Genomic DNA, 17,889 nt, shown 5'->3' with positions numbered 1-17,889 from the left:
TTTATAGTAATTCTACTATCTCTTGTGAAGCTCTAACACAATAAGCATAATCTTCATCCTCATTAAGACTTAGTTCCGCGTATTTTATCCTTATTTTAGCCCCCTTTAAATAACACTCAGCAAATTCTTTATTATTCATACTCTATAACCTTCCCTGGCTTTACCTTAGTTAATATAACGTAATGGATTCTTCCTATTTTCTCCCTTTTAGCTCCGAGTTCTTCAAGTCTCTTTTTAACTCTTTCAAAGGTTTTCTTCATTATCTCGTATTTATCATAGATTATTTTTGCATCAAATACAATATCTATATATAAAGGTCTAAATTTCGTAGCTCCATCCATGTCAAGAAAAATTGGAGAAATATATGGATTATAGCCTTTTTCTTTTAAATCTTTATATAGAGTTTTTTCAATTATCTTCTCTACATCAAAGAATTTCCTATATACCTCATATCTATCTTCAATTTTCTCAAGTACAACGAGTAAATCTATATCGCTATCTTTTCTTTGATCTCCTCTAGCGTAAGATCCAAAAAGAACAATAGAAACTAAGTTATTACCATAGATATTGAGAAATGCGTCAATAATCTCTTTGTCCATCTAATAGAGAATAATAGATGTGCCATTAAAAACTTAAGCGATTTATATAGCTCTCCTTAGTAGAACTAGACTCTACTTAGAAAGATAATTCTAGCCATCTGAAAATAAACTTGCGAAAAGAATAGAAACTCTAGGAACGCAGAAAATATAATTGAATAAAAACTATATTACAATGTGAAATCAAGAGGATAACACATAGTTTTCTGTCAAAATGACATTAAATGAAAACTGCTTTTCGGGATAAGCTTCTAATAGTACTTTGCGTGAATTTACCTCAAATTCCTTAAACCTTAAACACTAAGACAGATTCTCTTCAAGGAGATTTAAGTAATCGAAAAATAGTTCAAGCGCGTGTATAGTATAAATATACCTTATTTTATATTGGAAAAATTAAACGTCACATAGTATACGTCATTTTCAGGAAACTACTAATCATAATTTTACACTTCTAAGTTTCGGATTTAATAACCAAGAGATCAAGACGAAAGTCATTCCAACAATACCTACTATTATATAATAGATTACGTTAATACTTATCAAGTATTGACCTAAAAGTATTAAGAATATTTCAACTGAACTTGTAGCTAAGATATCTAATCCCAACACACTTCCCAGGAACTCATTACCAACGCTTTGTTTTATTGTAGCCATCACGTAATTCTCGACAATTCCAGCTCCAAATCCATAGAGCAATACGGATATTAGTAAAACGTATGATGATGGGTATAGTAATACTAAATAGAATAAGAAACCGTTTAGTATATAAGTGAGTGCTATTTTAACTGGATCTTTCATTTTAGTCATTATAAAACTCGCAATCACTAGTGCTCCGTATAACACACTTTGTGTTAAACTATATATTTCCTCAGTGCCATGATACACTAAAATTAACAATGGCAATAGGTAATTTATAGAGTAGGTCAGACCATCAGTCACTGAATATAATAATATTATCCCCCTAACCCTTTGATCCTTCCTAAAGAAGTCTATTGCCGTACTTAATTTAACTCTCTCACTATTCCCACCTATATTAAGTCCTTTTAATAGTGCCAGCCCAATAAGTCCTAGCATACCAGCAATGAATAGATCATAAGCGCCAATTGAGTTATATATGAAATACCAAACGGCTCCAGATAGCACTCTGGAAGCCATTGAGATTATTCTTATGTAAAATATTGCCTTAGCCCTTACTTGTTCTGGAACTACAGCGTAATATGCAACGTAGCCAACATTATTTGACAACTCAACGATTATTGTTCTAATGTAGTAAATTCCAAATATCCATGGTATAGAATGATAGATGAAGGAAAAGGTAAGAGGGAAAAACAATACCCCAGAAGTTCCCCTAGTTATGTAAAATAGTTTAGCTCTATCGTATCTATCAGATATGTAACCCATAAAGTACGATACGAACACCCTCACTAACGGTCTGGCAATCACTCCTAACCCAAATAGTGTTATATCATGTTGAAATAAGAGAATAAAGAGCCAATAAGTAGTTAATTCATTTTGTATTAAAGAAAATCCTGCAAACACGCTAAAGATAGTAAACTTTGTAAATTGTTTATAGTGAAAAGGGGATGACACAAGTTTATACAGAAAAAGATATTAATAAATATTAATAAGATAAAGAAGTATGGATAGAATGTTAATTCATCTTATTATAACAAGTTATATAGGATAACGTTTGGATAGTCTATTGAACATTTCACGCTAAACTATTGTCATCATCTTAACTATTATCAATTATTCTCTACACGTTAAATCTGTGCTTGTAAAGACTGTTGAACACCATTAAGGATCAATAATTCCACAAAGCTGCAATAGGATAGCACTATAATAACACTCCCTTATCAATAAAGTTTTTCGACTAAGCTACGTTGTGAATTTAATGAAAAGCATTATAATTCTTCAAGATACATTTAAAACAAGGATTAGATACGGGAATATAATGAGTTTTCTAAGGGTTAACGCTAAGCAATTCCTCGAACAAGGCAAATTTTCCCTTCAGAGAGGATTTTATAATCTAGTATTATTTAATATTGAACAAAGTATTCAATTAAACTTGAAGTATTTGATATATTCGTTAACTGGGGATTTCCCTAAAACTCAGAAAATTTCCGATTTATTTAAATTTATAAAAATCTTAAACAATCCCTGCAACCTATACGACTTCTATGAGAATAACAAGGATTTCATTTCCATCATAGAATTTTCATATATTTCTAGCAGATACTTACCACAATCCTTCTCTGAAGAGGATGCGAAAAAAGCTATAAAGTTAGGAGAAGACTTTGATATGATGATTGAACAATGTATGAAGGTTATGCCGAAATATTAAGAGCAATTTATGAGGAAAGAATAGAAATATTGAGAAATATTTGGCTGACATTAAAAATACTGTGTTAGAAAAAGACCCTAAGGCGAAATTAATCCTCTTTGGAAGTTTTGTCAGAGGTGATTTCAGACCAGATAGTGATATAGATATTCTTATAATATCTGAGGAATTCGGCGATGATCCTCATAAGTATGCCAAACTCATTAATTATATAAGGGATAAGATAAAGCATTATTCACTTTTTGAATTTCACGTGGTTACAAGAAAGACTTATGAGGAGTGGTATAAGAGGTTTATAGACACGTACAGAGAGATATAAGCTGGACTGAAATTGTTAATTTTTGCATTAAAATATATCAATTGGCTTATCTTCATAGACTTAAGCGGAATCTATTGGACAAGAACGTTATTCTTATACAGTAGTAGCACTTTACGGATTTTATCTTACTCTAAACAGTTTCTTATAATCCAAGCGAGAAACGTTTTCTAACATCTATCTCATTTTCTACACTTACTAATAAATTAGATTTATATCAAAAATAATATACCATATTCCCCTTAAATAAGCCTCGTTTGAGAGCTACATCAACTTCGGGTATTGCCCTCTTGCTTATCTTGTTCAAGTAATCCTTACTTTTAGAATTCTCTCCCTTGTTTTCTATCCCTTTTATGCACTAGCGTGTCGTAAAACATAATTTTATATGCTTACTCATTAGCGTTGTTACAGCGGAGTTAAGTGTATTTATTACGAATACCTTAACCTTGTTTACTAGGTAATTTATTTCGTTCTCGATATTTTTCATGAATTGGCCTCGAGGATTTCAAAACTTTTAGGTAATGTTATGTTTCCAGGATTATCAAGGGAAAATATGATAACTGCTTTTAGTAATTATTTAAGGTAGCAAATACTCAAATCTAATTGTCATTTACTCCAAACAAAGAACGAAAATCCGTTCTCTTCTCCATACCAATCTAATTTAAATTTACCCTCTAAATCCTTCTTTATTTTACCCCTAAATACTAAAGTATCGATAACTACAAATTTGCCTTTTTCTTTTAACACTCTATGAATCTCATCACTTATTTTGGTCCTACCGTCTTTACCAATATTTGATAAAAACATTACACTATACACAAAGTCAAAATAAGCGTCTGGATATGATAAAGTGAATTGATCTGTAAACTCGCCTAACATTATTTTAGCTCTATCAATCTCAATATTCTTAATTAAATCGTTTTTAGAGACTTTTTTCCAATCATCCACAGCATGAAATTCTGCGTCACTCATCAACTTTGATAAGATAACTGTAATTAGGCCATTTCCACAAGCCAAATCTAAAATCCTTTTTCCATGTTTTATCAATGGGTGCAGTCTCCTTGCAAGGTAGATCATTTCGTCAATGGATATTCCCATCCTCATTAGTGGCTTATATCTAGTATCAACATTCTCCATTCTAATTCCAATCCTCGTGAGTTCTGGATGAGTATTGTCAAAAACGCTCATAGGATAACTTCTCTCTGCATATAAAATAAAGATGACTACTAATGATTTAGGAAAAAAAGTTTTTTAGATACACGTTACTATCATCATTAATAAATAAAAAAACTTAATTATAGCAATAATCGGAATAATTATAATAGTTATTGGGATAATAGTCTACACTACTCGTTTTGTGGCATCCGCTCAAGCAATTCCTTCTGGTAGGTTTATTAAGATAAGTAACGTTGATCTAGCCCCAAAAGGTAAGGTGATAATAGTATAACAATCTTGGTATGGTTGTCCAGTAGGTGCTGCAGCGTCTTGGGCATTATATGACGTTTTGCAACATTATGATAATTTAAGCTATAAACTATGGTATTCTGACCCCTATCGTACCCCAGCAAATATCCCAGGATTATTATTCACTAATTCTACGAGTAATTCTATAGTAGAGTTTTACATGGCTTATGTTTATAATGAATATTTAAACGCTTCATATAATGGAACACCAATTCCTCAAAACGAGTTAGTTCCAATTGGCGAACAGATAAGTGAACTACTCCGCCCTTGCGGACGAAGCATCCCCACCTCACGATGAGGATTTCCTGCTTCTTCCGGGAAACCTCTGCTATACACTCCCTTCTCAGAGGGAGTGTATAGCAGAGGTTTCCCGTCCACAGGCACTAAGGGCAGTCCCGACCCCGCACAAAGAATATTTAGAGAAGCATTATAATCACGATCTGACCCAACCACACTTAGGACAAACAAATGTTCTGTCAGCAAGAGTAAGGTCATTTTTCACATAACCACATCTCGCACACATCCTTGACGTGTTTCTTGGGTCTACCTTCACCACCCTCCTACCAGCTCTTTCAGCCTTGTAGGAGAGGTGATGAAGGAAAAGGGAGAAGTTTGAGTGAAGAATATGCTTCCTAAGGGTCTTGCTTTTTGGTCTCTCTACCATTTGTTTAGTTTCCAGATCTTCAACGTAAATCTCGTCATATTGTTCCACTAGCCATGTGGTTATCTTGTGTATGTAATCGTTCATAACGTTCTTGGCGTGTTCGTGAAGTTTTGCGAGCTTAACCCTAGTCTTTTCATAGTTTTTAGAACCTTTCTTTTTCCTAGATAATATTCGTTGGACGAGGCGTATTTTCTTCTCGATCTTGTCGAACACTTTTGGATTTTCTATAACAATACCATCTGATGTTGTAACTAGTTTCTCAACACCAACGTCAACACCAACTCTCCTACCGTTACTTGGTAATGGTTTCTTTTCAACCTCAATCTGGAATATGGCATACCAGCCTGTAGCATTTTTCACTATAAGCACTCCCTTCACTCTCCCTTCTAAAGGTCTGTGAAAGAGTACCTTTACGGAACCTATCTTTGAGAGAATTAGCTTATCTCCCTCAACCTTGAAGCCAGATTGGTTGTAGTTTATGAACTTGAGGATCTTCTTATATCTGAGCTTACCAACTTTCTTTCCTTTCTTCTTGAGTTCGTGAAGTGCTCTAATATTATACCATAATACATTGTTTACCATTTGGAGGGCCTTTGAGTATACCAGTTCCTTTCCCTCAACTTTCAAGTCCTTGATCATTGCTTGTGTATAAACTGTAGTTATCTTCTTTCCCTCTCTTCTCGCTTTCGTAATAACGTCTAACAACGTGTTATAAACTTTTGCTTCAACTTGCATTACCTTGAGGAGTTTTTCCTCTACTTCTTTAGACGGGTAAATCTTGTACTTGAAGGATAGGTGTACTACGTTACTCTTTTCCTTGGCTCTCCACATAGTTCTTCAGAACCTCTAACGTAACTTGTCCGCTAGTTGCTAAAAAGTAGGATGGGGACCATAGATGCCCTTTCCATAACTTCTCCTTAACTTGTGGAAATTTTCTCTGTATCTCCCTTGAGGTTATTGTCTTTATAGCGTTTATGTACCTTGGTATGTTAAGGGTTGGTTTAGCCTTGAATAACATGTGGAAGTGATCTTTATCAACGCTAATGTCTATAACTTCTACTTCGAATGTTTTGCTTATTTCAAGAATTGTTTCTTTCAAGAAATTTATGATCTCCTCATTGTCGAACACTTTCCTGCGGTACTTGACTACTTGAACATAGTGGTAGTAAAGCACGTAAACTGAGTGCGCACTTCTGTCCAATCTTTTCCGCATAGTTACATGTATTTTTCAAAAACTATAAAAATCTTTCTATAAGGGGGCTATCCATCCGGAAGGGGACTTTCGCCCCCTTAACCCCCATAAAATTAAAGAGGAATATTTACAAATGGGTTTGCCATCTCAAGTAGCTCAATACATAATTCAATACGAAACTCAGGTTCCAATACAGCAGTATGGAGAGCCCTCAGCATATTATGGTAAACCTTCACACTTAAATTTCGCAATATTAATCTCTGGTCCAAACGGTACATATATTGTAACTACGCCAATAGTTAATCCAACAATTCTTGAGGGATATACGCCTATTTATGTTCTCAATAATTTAGAACAATTCCCAGAAATTATTCAAGCAGCGCAAATGATACAAAACACTATACTAGAAGCTGCTGGGCCTTTAGCGGGTGAATGTCCAACAATTTAAAAAAAATTACTTATTTTTTAATTCTCTTCTTTAATTACAGCTGAACGTCTCATCCTTTCGGGATTAGATGAATTTAGAGTTCCCTTCTAAGCGTAAGTATGCTATTTAATACCCTTCTAGCCTCAGCTTGATTTTCGATTGAAATTTTATCTATATTTTCAACTACATAATCTATTAACTCCTCTACTTTATCACAAGCTTCACAATCAATACACCTTTTACATTCTTCCCTAAGGGATAAGATTTGAGAATATAATTTCTTCAAATCTACAATGTTCATCAAATGTATAATATTCTCTTGGTAGTAAATAAACTTTTAATTTCTCTTAAGACGTTTGTTGTTTGATGGATTATGCAATATTGAGCTTAATGCTACTTTTTACCTTATTACTTGCATTTATCTTGACTAGACTAAAGATCTCACCAGTTATTGCTTATCTTTTAGGTGGGCTGATCGCTTTCAATTATTTCCATTTCGACTTCAATTCCTCGTATTTTGAAATACTGAATTTTATAGCCTTGAATCTGCTAGCCTTTGAGATTGGCACTTCCTTTGATATTTCTAGAGCTAAGGAGTTGTTTAGAAGGGCAATTGGAATAGCGTTAACTGAGTTAATACTCATCCTATTAATTTCTTATTTCATAGGGCTCTATTTACTACATCTAGATCCATTTGCTTCACTATTTCTTGTAATGGCATCCATAGATACTAGTACTTCGATTCTTTACAAGATAGTTGGGAATAAACTAGATAGAAACGATAGGGATTTACTAATAGCAGTTGCTTCAGTTGAGGATACTGAGGTCTTCTTCCTATATTCCATTGCAATAGCACTGAACGGTTCATTTAACTTTTTTAGAGTATCGTTTGTAGTATTAGAGGTTTTTATAGCTTCATTAATAATTTACGCGTTTGCTAAGTATTTCCTTACTGGGTTATCGCTATTTAGGCTCACTGGATTAGAAGATGAGAGCATATTGATATTAGTACCAATCGTTTTAGTATTTGTATTTGAATATATCTCACAAGTTACTCAAGTACCATCTACTTTAACAATGATTCTAGCTGGTATAGCATTTTCATCAATAAGTGGCAGTGAAAAGGTAATAAAATATACTGCACCAATTAGGGAATTTTCTCTAATATTCTTTTTCCTATCAGTAGGAAGTTATTTGAAAATTACTCCCGATATAACCACATTTATTCTAATATCACTCATACTTCTTGTAATAAAGTACTTTTCATTCAGTACCGCATCTTGGGTTACTGGGACTACTTTCGTAAAGGCGTTTACTAATGGTCTATACATGTTGCCATTAAGCGAATTTGGAATAATAGTATCATTAGAGGCGATCCAACAAGGTATAGATATTGCCGTAGACTATTACATTTCAGTTGTAGTGGTATTAGTATCATCAATAATTGCATCAGTTTTAGCTGTTAAAGTAAACGCCCTTCAAAGAGTTATTGGAGTAGTTTATTCCCGTTCGTACTTTTTGAGACAGCTTGATTCCACAATGGTATGGCTTAATAAGACGTTTAGCGCAAGTCTTTCGCCAATCTTAAGATCAGTAGTGTTTAGGGGATTTGTGAAGATGTTTCTGTATTTAATTTTACCCTATGTGTTATTTCCTATCCTAAACAGTCTAGTAAAGAGTATAATAAATCCAATCAATAATTTAATTTTACAATATACACTTTACGCTGGAGAAATAATAATTGCCCTTTTCCTCCTGTACTTATTTTTATCAGAGGGCTCACAATTATATTCTATAATCAACAGTGAAATATTGGTTAAGATAGCCAAGGTAAGAAGTAGACTATTTAAGGAGTTCTGGTTTGCGCTAACCTCGTTTTCCTCTACCTTCTATAGCGTAATACTAACCGCTATCTATATTATCTTCGAAATAATTCCATTATTGTACAACTTTCCCATAAGACTAATCTTTATCCCTCTCTTAGTAAGCCTATATTTCATATATAAGTATAGGATTTCTCCAATAACGTTTACACGTATAAGCAATAAGAATGAAGAGGAATTAGTAAAACTTAGTGTAAGAGCTATCAAGAGAATGAGGAAAAAGAGGTCTAAGAGAATAACAAAAATGATATAAGTTAATCTGAAATAATGGGGAGTTTTTCATGATATGTATACAACTATAATATGAAAACTGTTAATTGGTATTACATTATTCCACGATACGAGTTCCTTATTATTTAGTTACTCCCCTTGGGATATTAAATTGTATTAAACCGCTATGTAGTTTATGGAGTGAACTTGATAGATGTTTTAGGAATATTACTGTTATAATTGGAAGGGATACGTAAGCTATAAACACTACTTGCCATGCTGATGTTGTTAAGAATACGACATTACCTAATTCTATGGACTCTGCTAATAAGACTGGTATTGATACACAGCAAGATGCTCCAGCTATAATACCTATTAGTGGAATGAAAGCAAGGTACCCCAATTTTTTATTTAAAGAGATAAGGGTGAGTAAACTAGAGGTTACTAAAATGGCTATATAGAGACCCATTGATATACTATATAGAGAAAGTTCAATAGCTATGTTAGGTGGTATGAAGGCGGCTATGGTTGGGTTAAAAATTAATGATAAACCTAAATTGACTAAACTAGGTGAACTACCAAAGGGAGTAGTAAATAGGGAGACAAAGGTTGTTTGAGGATATGATAGTATAGGTTTGTAAATATAAGTTAGTAGTTCAATAATAGCTATACTATAAACTAAGTAATGAGTTGCTAAATAAGAGAAGAAAATCCCCCATTTTGTAACTTTCCTTTTATATGATCTAATAACTTGTAGTTCCCCTCTAAATATTGTATTAAAGAGTAGATATGTTAGAAATATCCAGAAAATGGCAATTGGGACTAGTTCATTAAATGGGAACATATAAGTTAATACTAGACTAATGACTATCGGGATTATTGAAAGAAAATATAACTTCATAAATAAAAATAAGTGAGAAGGGATTAAAATTATTTTATCAAACTCAACAATTGACTTATGGATGGCATTGAAGTAGAAGCAGTAGCTACATAGCTAATATAATATACTATACTACCATCAACAACATATAAAGATTCTGAAAGTCCGTGATAGTAATATGATATTAGATTGCTTCCATATTGCTCAATATTTCCCAGAGAGTTTGTGTAAAAGAAGCTTTGTGCTTGAGAGGAGGATGGGAAAGAGTATTGGGTAATAACCAATACATCTCCTTGAGAATCTATTAAAATTTCGGTCATTGTATTATTCCCAGAGTAATAATTCTGAATGGTCCAATTTCCACCTAGAGCCCTACTTACTACGCTAGTTGATATGAAGGGACTTCTTCCCGCGAGGATCCCTGAGGAAAATACTAGTAGTATAATTACTGCTATTATTGTGATTGGTACTATAATTTTACCTTTTTTCATAACTCTCTCCTAATACTATACTATCTATAAGCTATTTAATAAGCTTTTCTATTTTATCATAAAAATTAGTATAACTTCTTTAATTTTTAATATTTATCGACTTTAATAGATCATAATTGGAGTGGGTCTAACTTGATAATTCATATTTATTAAAATAATTATAGTAAATAGAAATAAAAAAGTGATTAACTTTAGTTTATTCTTGATAATATAACTTGTAAACAAGGTAGATAATTGAGGCAAAAAGTAATAAATCAGCAGACGCTAGTACACCAGTTATAAATTGATAGGCTGACATTATAAAGATTTCATAGGTTATTATAATTGCAAATACCAAATCCAAAATTAATGCGACGTAATAGTAGCTCATTACGTTTACTGTTCTTCTTGTAGTTTGAACTTCAGATGGAGCTCTAAATTTAACTGACAGAAACACTATACTCCCCATGAAAACTGCGAAAACACCACCAGCTGCTATATAAGTTGCACTCCATAATGTTTGTACATATGTCGTTATTGGACTTTGTGTAAGATATGATAGATTTCCGAAATCTCCTATCCATAGAAAGAAAAAGAAGAATGCAATTATCGTAATTGTCCACAAAGCGTAGTCCTTAGAAGTCATCCTTCTATTGGTAGCCATATTAGCTCACCACTATTAAGGTTCCTTTCATTAAGTAATGACCAGGGCCGCAAAATTCGGCACACCATATATCATATACTCCAGGCTTGTTAACTACTATGTAGAAATCATATACATATCCTGGTATTGCCTCAAACTTGAACCCTAACTGTGGTATATAGAATGCGTGGATAACGTCCTTGGATGTGATTTCAAGCAAATAGGTCTGATTAGCTTTTAATACCAACTCATTGGTTGTGGTAGTCCCATTAGGATATACGAATTCCCAAGCATATTGTATAGCTATTACCTTAATAGGAATAGCATCTTGTTTTTGAGTAGTCGATAGATAGGCTCCAGTGTTTATTGAGTTTAGATAAATATCTGAAAAAACACCTAGAATTGTTAAGATTACAATTGCAAATACTATAGTTGACAGTTCAAATATCCTGGCTTTTTCCAATTCCCATCACCACGTTTATGAAAATTGATATTGAAAATAAAATTAGGGAAGTACCTAAAAATTGACCTATTAAAAATTGGTTAATCATAGGATTGCTTGAAAGTAAAAACACCTCATATAGAGAATATATTAGCCCACCTAGTATCGATATATTAATCAACAGTACTGTTAGCCCGCTTAATATTCTCCTCTCTTTATACTCCATTACAACACCACCATCAGTTAATGGAGAACTCTGCCATTTAGCCAAAACTCTAGGCTGAGCAACATACCTCAGTAATGGCCATATTACTGCAAAACATACTAGAAAAATTACACCATCTACCTCAGCACCTATAGGTCCAATATCCCTTCCCGGTGTTAAAGCCGCCCAAACACTATTAACTATGAAGCTAACTATGAAACCACTTCCTATTGCAATTGATGCTGGCCTTAATGCTGGATGTGGAGCCTTATGCCTAAATATGTATTCCTCTATAAATGGGAATAATACAGTAACTACAACCCAGCCTAAAAATATTAAAGAGGCATTAGTTGGACTTACTGCCTTATAGAAGAAGTAAATGAATAGGAAGTACCAGTCAGGGACTGGTGGTGTCTGTGCAGCTTCTACTGGATTAAATGAAGGCATTAAATATTTAGGAGTACCATCAGTAATAGCAATATTAAATGGTATTGCTCCAGCAATCAGAAATATTGCGCCAAAGGTTAGTAGGAATATCATTATTACCATTCCTATTGACCTCATTAATGGTTGAAGTTCCCATTTGGGATCAGACCTCAACTTATCTTGATATTCATCTATAAGTTCAGGATAGCCGGGTTTAACTTGAGATACTGGCGGAGTTATACCATGCTTTTCAAATATATAAAGATGCAATCCTATAAGTGCTAGTATTAAACCACCAACTATCCAGTGAAATACGAAGAATCTCTGCACTAGAGGATCTACGCCAGACATTATACCGGGTTGATTGGGATTTACTACAGTGAATAGTGAAATTAGATAACCTAAGTTAAATGGCATATACGAGAATAAGTTTAGCCCAGTAGTTGTCGCAACCCAAGAGATCAAGTTGTAAGGTAATGAATACCCTAAATAAGCTTCAGTTAATGTTAATCCAGCTAATCCAGCCCCAACTATCCACATTATTTCCCTTGGTTGTCTATAAGCTCCTACAAAGAAGTTCCTAGTCATATGAACTAACAATAGAAAGACCATAGCATAAGCTCCCCAGCTATGAAGGCTAAATAGTAAAGCACCATACGGCACTTTACTTATTAAATAAGTAGTTGATGTGTATGGATCACTTGGCGTATAATAAAGTGCAACTAAAGCACCAGTTATCACTTCAAATATAAACGCTGAGAGTACTAGCCCTCCCAGCCAATAATCTATCGAATAAGCGTATCTAGGCGCAGGTCTTAAAGTATGACCGTAAATTCCTAATCTATCGTCTAGCCATTTCATGAATCTATCGAATAGACCACTCCTTTGTTCATCTACCATGCTAACCACCCTTGCTGCATGAGGGATTTGAGGGTACGCTATAGTCATATCTAGGATCATAAAGCAAGTTATCTGATGGAGTAGTTCTGGGTATCGATGCGCTAAAATAAGGAGCATTAGTGCCTATTGCGTATATGTCACCAGTATTCTGATCATATTCTAGTAGGATTATAGGGAGAGGTCTTGGAGCTGGTCCTCCAATAACTACACCACCCTTTGCTAGCAAGTACAATGACCCATGACATGGGCAATGGAGGACTGAATTTTGAATATCTAAACCTGGACCATTTTCGGAAGTTACTAAAACTTGTGCAGGGAGCTGACAACCTAGATGCACACAAACGTCAGAGAACGCATAAATGGAGTTATTTGGCCCCACACCGTTTATAGTCTTTATTTGCCCTAGTGGGCCCGCATATTGCCCATAGTATGGATTTGGTATCTCTGGAACAGGTTGACCTAAAAGCGCTTGTAAGTCGACTAGGAAACAAGGTTCATTAGTTAATGGATAAGCGAAGAAGTAGACTGGACATCCAGAACTTAACTGCTGTTGTATATCCTTAATATTACCTATTTTATATTTTGGAAATCCAGCTAGTCCATCAGTATTATTTGCTACCAAATATTGCTTTGACATAGTACTTAATTCATTGTAAAAGTATCCTACGTAATCCGCTAAAGGTTTTATTAAGGGGGCTATTGCAACCGCAGCTCCTACTACTAAATACAGTCTCAAGAATGTCCTTCTGTTCATCACTCTAATATACCTTAATAAGATATTTAAGTTTTATCGTATAACATTATTAACTTAAGTTTACATTCTTTAATATAGAGTATGATTATGATACTCTACATAAGGTAATAAATTTATAAATCTTAGTTACAACAATTTAGCATATGAAAGCGCAGTCCTCTATTCTGCCCGTAATTGTTGGAGTACTAGTTGCAATAATAGCAGTTGGAGTTTCAGTATACGCATACTATGAATACCAAGTACTTTCGGCACCTACTCCCACAGCTACTAGTACTTCTACTTCGACCTCAAGTCAAATTCCGTTAAACTATAACTCTGCAAATAAAACAGTATTTTTGACAATTGCCACATTAACGACTGGACCAACTTTTAATTTTAATGGTACTAGTAATGGACAACTGAAAATTTACATCCCTGCAGGATGGTCTGTTTACGTGAAATATATAAATGAACAATCCCTGCCCCATAACTTAATCCTTTTACAAAACACTACCGCAACCCCTAGTAATCCCGATGTTGGAAAGTTTGGTAAAATATTATACGTAGTTGGCGCCACCGCTAGCAATTATCAAACAACTGGGATTTCAAGCGGTCAATTAGATAGTGGATTATGGGGACCGTTAAGCGCTGACACTTATATGTTAGTTTGTGGTATTTTAGGACACGCACAAAGCGGGATGTGGGCAGTTGTAATTGTTTCATCAAATGTGACTACTCCTTATGCTACAGCAAGTTAAGTAGATAAGAAACATATGTTTTTTTATTTAATAATCTAAGTAACTCTAAATAGATTAGCTTTATTGGCTTTTAATAGAAAGATTTAAAAAATAAAATTTTAACACTTAATATGATGAACATAAAAAGAGTCTTAAAAGTAGCATTATACACTACCAGTGCAAGCGATATTGGACAGATGTATATAACGCTAGGTATAATTGCACTATTAGCTGGTGCAATTAATGCTGCACTAATAAGATATCAGCTAACTTACCAAAGCTTGAGTGCCGTAGATTACTATAATGCTGTATCCTTACACGGTATATTCATGATATTCTTCATGGTAATGCCCATTTCAGTGGGTTTCGCAAATTATCTAATTCCTAGGATGATAGGTGCCCATGATTTATACTGGCCTAGAATAAATGCATTATCCTTTTGGATTTTAGTTCCCGCAGTTTTCTTGGGGCTCATAGCTCCGTGGTTCGGCCCTGTAAACACAGGTTGGTATATGTATGCTCCTTTATCTGTCGAAACATCAGTGAATTACGGGTTAGGCGTAATATTAGTTGAGATTGCTCTTATACTATCGGGTATTTCATCAACACTTACTGGAGTTAATTTCCTTATGACTATAATAAAACTTAAGAAAATACCTTACTTTAAAATGTCCTTATTTACTTGGTCATTCTTCGCTACTGCAATTTTATTAGTAGTTGCAATGCCTCCATTAACTGCTGGATTAGTTTTCGCCTATCTAGAAAGGTTATGGAATTTACCATTCTTCGATGCATCATTAGGTGGAAGCCCAGTATTATGGCAGCACTTGTTCTGGTTCTTTGGACATCCCGAAGTATACATATTAATGTTACCTGCAATGGGACTGGTCGGAGAAATCTTACCTAGAATGGTTGGTAGGCAAATTTACGGTTACAAAGCACTCGCACTATCATCAATGGCCATAGCATTCTTAAGCGTATTAGGAGTATGGATGCATCACATGTTCACAGCTGTTGACAATACAGTGGCACAGATAATATCATCAGCAACAACAATGGCGATTGCAGTACCTTCTGGAGTGAAGGTATTCAACTGGACTGCGACTTTATATGGTGGAGAAATAAGATATAAGGCCCCGGCAATTTTAGTTATATCCTTTATAGCCATATTTTTGGTTGGAGGAATTACTGGAGTATTCTTTCCATTAGTACCACTGGATTACGCATTCAACGGTACATATTTAGTAGTAGGACACTTCCATTATATGGTATTCGCAATACTATTTGCGCTACTAGCTGGTTTGATTTACTATTTCCCATACTTTAGTGGTAAGTGGTACCACGAGGATATAGTGAAAAGTGGAACTATAATGATAGTAGCTGGTGCATTTCTGATAGCTACTGGTATGATTATTGATGGAGTTCTAGGGATGCCTAGAAGATACGCTGCAGTTCCCTCAGTAATTTACGCACCATTTCAGCAAATGACTGATGTCGGAGGAGTATTAATGGGGATAGGCTTACTAATGGCTTTTGGTGATTTGCTGTACTCATGGATAAAGGGGAAAGTTGTAGAAACTATAGACCCGTGGAACGCTATACAGATAGGTCAACCAGATTTCTATATTAAGCCAGTTAAACTACCGTTAAGTTTTGGTAAATCATTGGATGGTAGTTTTGACGAAGAATATCACGGGGTAAGCTTCCCATATTACAGCATACTTGGAATTGTTATGTCGTTTATACCTTTAGGTTTTATGTTCATGTTCATTAACCTAATACCAATTGGTATACTGTTAATACTAGCGTTTATCGGGACTGGGTTATACTGGGCATATGATCAATGGTTTAAACAAATACCTCCTCCAATGCAACTAGATGGAGGTTCACCAGTATCAGCTGGTAGTGTAAATAATGGAGTAGCATTGACACCATCATTAGGGACTATCATAATGAGAGATGCTAGGTCTGCGGTATTGTGGTTCATATTAGCTGAGATATGTTTATTCGGGTCCTTTATAGGAGGATACATGTTTGTAGCGAGCCCAATTACTAATCCGATAGCATACGCAAATGTACCGCCATTAAGAGTTGAGTATTTCCCATTGCCAGTAATAATGACAGTTATACTGCTTTCAAGTTCTATACCGGCACATTTGGCTTATGAGGAGTTTAAGAAAGGGAATATGAAGATGTTTAAAGCTTTAGGAATATTAACTGCAGCTATGGGATTCACATTCTTAATGGGACAAGTCTATGAGTTTACACACGTAATACAATTCACCCCACAACAATCAGCATTTACTGCGTTCTTCTTTAGTACAGTAAGTCTACACGGATTCCACGTAATCATGGGACTAGTTGTGTGGGCATTCGTACTGTTAAGGGCTTATAAAGGAGTGACACCCTATGGAGGTTCAGTTGCTGCAACATATTATTGGCACTTTGTAGATGCCATATGGGTCGTAGTATTCAGTACGTTCTATCTTCATCTCTTTGTATAAGGTGAAAAAGTGAGTAATAATTATTTTTTTATAACAATTCTTATTTTATGTATCTTTCTTATTGTTGTTTCTGTTAATCCATTTACAGAGGAGGTTATGTTCAATAATCCAATACCTTATATGTTAGCTCATTATTCCCTTTTTGGAGCTGGTATTCTTCTTTCATATTATATCATTAGGAGAAAAATTGTGAATAAAAGTGTAGCCGTTACAGTTGGGGCTTCAATAGCTTTCCTTTGGCATTATCCATATTTCTTTAATTTAGGTGCTGAAATTTTGTCAGTTCGATTAATTGAGGAGGTTTCTTTATTAATAGGAGGCTTGATGGTAGGTTCTTCACTAAGGGAACTTAGTAGAAACTTTAAGATTTTTCTCTTAGCTTTATGGATGATAGGAGATAGTATACTTTCTTTAATATTAATGATAAGTCCATCACTCTATACTACTCTATATACTTCCCAGGGACTAGAATATTTAGGTATAATTATGTTCCTAATGATGAACCTAATTGCTGTCTATTTGTTGCTAAATTATGTAAATAATTTATTAAGAGATGAGAAGGACGTTATTAATGAAGACTATCAGAGAAATGCCTATCCCAAGAATGAGAACTAAATCAAGTTTTGTATACTTGTAAAGAATATATATTAAAGCTAATACGCCTACCTTCATGAGAAGGAATACCATAACGAAAATCGGAAATGGTAGTGAAGAGTACAAAGCGTTTATTAATGGATTGCTCTCTATAAGACCTCTGGATAATCCCAGTGCTGTAGTTACAACGTCAAGCATCATAAAAGTTGTTAACGGAACTAAAAGGGTTTTCATAAGATAATATTTTAATTTTTACTTAAAA

Annotated in this window: 21 protein-coding genes and 2 pseudogenes; 9 read left to right on the top strand and 14 right to left on the bottom strand. The window is 34.4% G+C overall.

All coding sequences use genetic code 11. The features are described 5' to 3' along the window. Position 1: 1 nt before the first annotated feature. The 3 genes from GFS03_RS13630 to GFS03_RS12875 all read right to left on the bottom strand — a co-directional run bounded on the left by GFS03_RS13630 (position 2) and on the right by GFS03_RS12875 (position 2,186). Positions 2–139 carry a hypothetical protein gene (locus tag GFS03_RS13630; RefSeq protein WP_238699128.1) on the bottom strand — a complete coding sequence of 46 codons (138 nt, stop codon included), beginning with the start codon at positions 137–139 and terminating at the stop codon, positions 2–4. Next, positions 132–599, bottom strand: coding sequence for a nucleotidyltransferase domain-containing protein (locus GFS03_RS12880; RefSeq protein WP_153424456.1), 468 nt, complete (start codon positions 597–599; stop codon positions 132–134). Before GFS03_RS12880 ends, GFS03_RS13630 begins: the two co-directional genes overlap by 8 nt. Before the next feature lie 432 nt (positions 600–1,031). Continuing rightward, positions 1,032–2,186 carry an MFS transporter gene (locus tag GFS03_RS12875; RefSeq protein ID WP_153424455.1) on the bottom strand — a complete coding sequence of 385 codons (1,155 nt, stop codon included), beginning with the start codon at positions 2,184–2,186 and terminating at the stop codon, positions 1,032–1,034. A gap of 364 nt (positions 2,187–2,550) precedes the next feature. Between GFS03_RS12875 and GFS03_RS12870 the strand changes: the two genes are divergently transcribed. Further along, entirely contained in the window at positions 2,551–2,940 is a 390-nt protein-coding gene (locus GFS03_RS12870) for a HEPN domain-containing protein (protein WP_153424602.1), read from the top strand. 40 nt (positions 2,941–2,980) lie between these two features. Beyond that, positions 2,981–3,256 (top strand): nucleotidyltransferase domain-containing protein, encoded by a 276-nt coding sequence (locus GFS03_RS12865; protein WP_238699126.1) that lies wholly within the window; start codon positions 2,981–2,983, stop codon positions 3,254–3,256. Between the two features lie 603 nt (positions 3,257–3,859). Here the strand turns inward: GFS03_RS12865 and GFS03_RS12860 are convergent. Then, complete coding sequence (locus tag GFS03_RS12860; protein WP_153424454.1) at positions 3,860–4,441, bottom strand: class I SAM-dependent methyltransferase; 582 nt, start codon at positions 4,439–4,441, stop codon at positions 3,860–3,862. A 31-nt stretch (positions 4,442–4,472) separates the two neighbouring features. On the opposite strand from GFS03_RS12860, the pseudogene GFS03_RS13835 reads away from it, so the two are divergent. Next, positions 4,473–4,967 (top strand): annotated as a pseudogene (locus tag GFS03_RS13835) (DUF929 family protein); the annotation flags it as partial. Between the two features lie 39 nt (positions 4,968–5,006). Here GFS03_RS13835 and GFS03_RS12845 read toward each other — a convergent pair. Then, positions 5,007–6,212: pseudogene (locus GFS03_RS12845) on the bottom strand (RNA-guided endonuclease InsQ/TnpB family protein). Further along, entirely contained in the window at positions 6,187–6,594 is a 408-nt protein-coding gene (gene tnpA, locus GFS03_RS12840; protein WP_153424453.1) for an IS200/IS605 family transposase, read from the bottom strand. Before tnpA ends, GFS03_RS12845 begins: the two are co-directional and overlap by 26 nt. Positions 6,595–6,643: 49 nt before the next feature. Here tnpA and GFS03_RS12835 point away from each other — a divergent pair, with 49 nt between their 5' ends. Further along, entirely contained in the window at positions 6,644–7,021 is a 378-nt protein-coding gene (locus tag GFS03_RS12835; RefSeq protein WP_349750730.1) for a DUF929 family protein, read from the top strand. Positions 7,022–7,094: 73 nt separating this feature from the next. On the opposite strand, the gene GFS03_RS12830 is transcribed toward GFS03_RS12835, so the two are convergent. Next, positions 7,095–7,301: a hypothetical protein gene (locus tag GFS03_RS12830; protein WP_153424451.1), complete on the bottom strand. Its 207-nt coding sequence runs from the start codon at positions 7,299–7,301 to the stop codon at positions 7,095–7,097. A gap of 65 nt (positions 7,302–7,366) precedes the next feature. Here GFS03_RS12830 and GFS03_RS12825 point away from each other — a divergent pair, with 65 nt between their 5' ends. Further along, the gene (locus GFS03_RS12825; RefSeq protein ID WP_153424450.1) at positions 7,367–9,136 is read left to right on the top strand and encodes a cation:proton antiporter; all 1,770 of its coding nucleotides are present in this window, start codon (positions 7,367–7,369) and stop codon (positions 9,134–9,136) included. Positions 9,137–9,235: 99 nt separating this feature from the next. Here the strand turns inward: GFS03_RS12825 and GFS03_RS12820 are convergent, their stop codons facing one another. The 6 genes from GFS03_RS12820 to GFS03_RS12795 form a co-directional block, all read right to left on the bottom strand. Beyond that, complete coding sequence (locus tag GFS03_RS12820) at positions 9,236–9,994, bottom strand: hypothetical protein (protein ID WP_153424449.1); 759 nt, start codon at positions 9,992–9,994, stop codon at positions 9,236–9,238. 29 nt (positions 9,995–10,023) lie between these two features. Further along, positions 10,024–10,464, bottom strand: coding sequence for a hypothetical protein (locus tag GFS03_RS12815; protein WP_153424448.1), 441 nt, complete (start codon positions 10,462–10,464; stop codon positions 10,024–10,026). A 196-nt stretch (positions 10,465–10,660) separates the two neighbouring features. Beyond that, a complete protein-coding gene (locus GFS03_RS12810; protein WP_153424447.1) occupies positions 10,661–11,107 on the bottom strand; it encodes a quinol oxidase subunit 2 in 447 nt (148 codons plus the stop codon). 1 nt (position 11,108) lies between these two features. Then, the gene (locus tag GFS03_RS12805) at positions 11,109–11,549 is read right to left on the bottom strand and encodes a cytochrome c oxidase subunit II (protein WP_153424446.1); all 441 of its coding nucleotides are present in this window, start codon (positions 11,547–11,549) and stop codon (positions 11,109–11,111) included. Beyond that, positions 11,527–13,059: a cytochrome b gene (locus GFS03_RS12800; protein WP_153424445.1), complete on the bottom strand. Its 1,533-nt coding sequence runs from the start codon at positions 13,057–13,059 to the stop codon at positions 11,527–11,529. The genes GFS03_RS12805 and GFS03_RS12800 overlap by 23 nt, the downstream gene beginning before the upstream one ends. A 1-nt stretch (position 13,060) precedes the next feature. Continuing rightward, on the bottom strand, positions 13,061–13,816 hold the full coding sequence (locus tag GFS03_RS12795) for a Rieske 2Fe-2S domain-containing protein (protein WP_153424444.1): 756 nt from the start codon (positions 13,814–13,816) through the stop codon (positions 13,061–13,063). A 140-nt stretch (positions 13,817–13,956) separates the two neighbouring features. Here GFS03_RS12795 and GFS03_RS12790 point away from each other — a divergent pair, with 140 nt between their 5' ends. From GFS03_RS12790 to GFS03_RS12780, 3 genes are all read left to right on the top strand, one after another. Continuing rightward, positions 13,957–14,550 (top strand): sulfocyanin, encoded by a 594-nt coding sequence (locus GFS03_RS12790; protein ID WP_153424443.1) that lies wholly within the window; start codon positions 13,957–13,959, stop codon positions 14,548–14,550. Between the two features lie 113 nt (positions 14,551–14,663). Further along, positions 14,664–17,033 (top strand): cbb3-type cytochrome c oxidase subunit I, encoded by a 2,370-nt coding sequence (locus tag GFS03_RS12785; protein ID WP_181443764.1) that lies wholly within the window; start codon positions 14,664–14,666, stop codon positions 17,031–17,033. Between the two features lie 9 nt (positions 17,034–17,042). Continuing rightward, the gene (locus GFS03_RS12780) at positions 17,043–17,648 is read left to right on the top strand and encodes a DUF1404 domain-containing protein (protein ID WP_153424441.1); all 606 of its coding nucleotides are present in this window, start codon (positions 17,043–17,045) and stop codon (positions 17,646–17,648) included. On the opposite strand, the gene GFS03_RS13625 is transcribed toward GFS03_RS12780, so the two are convergent. Continuing rightward, positions 17,580–17,780, bottom strand: a complete 201-nt coding sequence (locus tag GFS03_RS13625; protein ID WP_238699242.1) for a hypothetical protein — start codon at positions 17,778–17,780, stop codon at positions 17,580–17,582. The genes GFS03_RS12780 and GFS03_RS13625 overlap by 69 nt on opposite strands. On the opposite strand from GFS03_RS13625, the gene GFS03_RS13395 reads away from it, so the two are divergent. After that, complete coding sequence (locus tag GFS03_RS13395; RefSeq protein ID WP_181443763.1) at positions 17,704–17,868, top strand: hypothetical protein; 165 nt, start codon at positions 17,704–17,706, stop codon at positions 17,866–17,868. The two genes, GFS03_RS13625 and GFS03_RS13395, sit on opposite strands and share 77 nt — an antisense overlap. Positions 17,869–17,889 lie beyond the last annotated feature (21 nt).

The sequence above is a fragment of the Sulfolobus sp. E5-1-F genome (genome assembly GCF_009601705.1).
In the GTDB taxonomy this organism is placed as follows: domain Archaea; phylum Thermoproteota; class Thermoprotei_A; order Sulfolobales; family Sulfolobaceae; genus Saccharolobus.
This window is presented reverse-complemented; position numbering and strand designations above follow the sequence as displayed.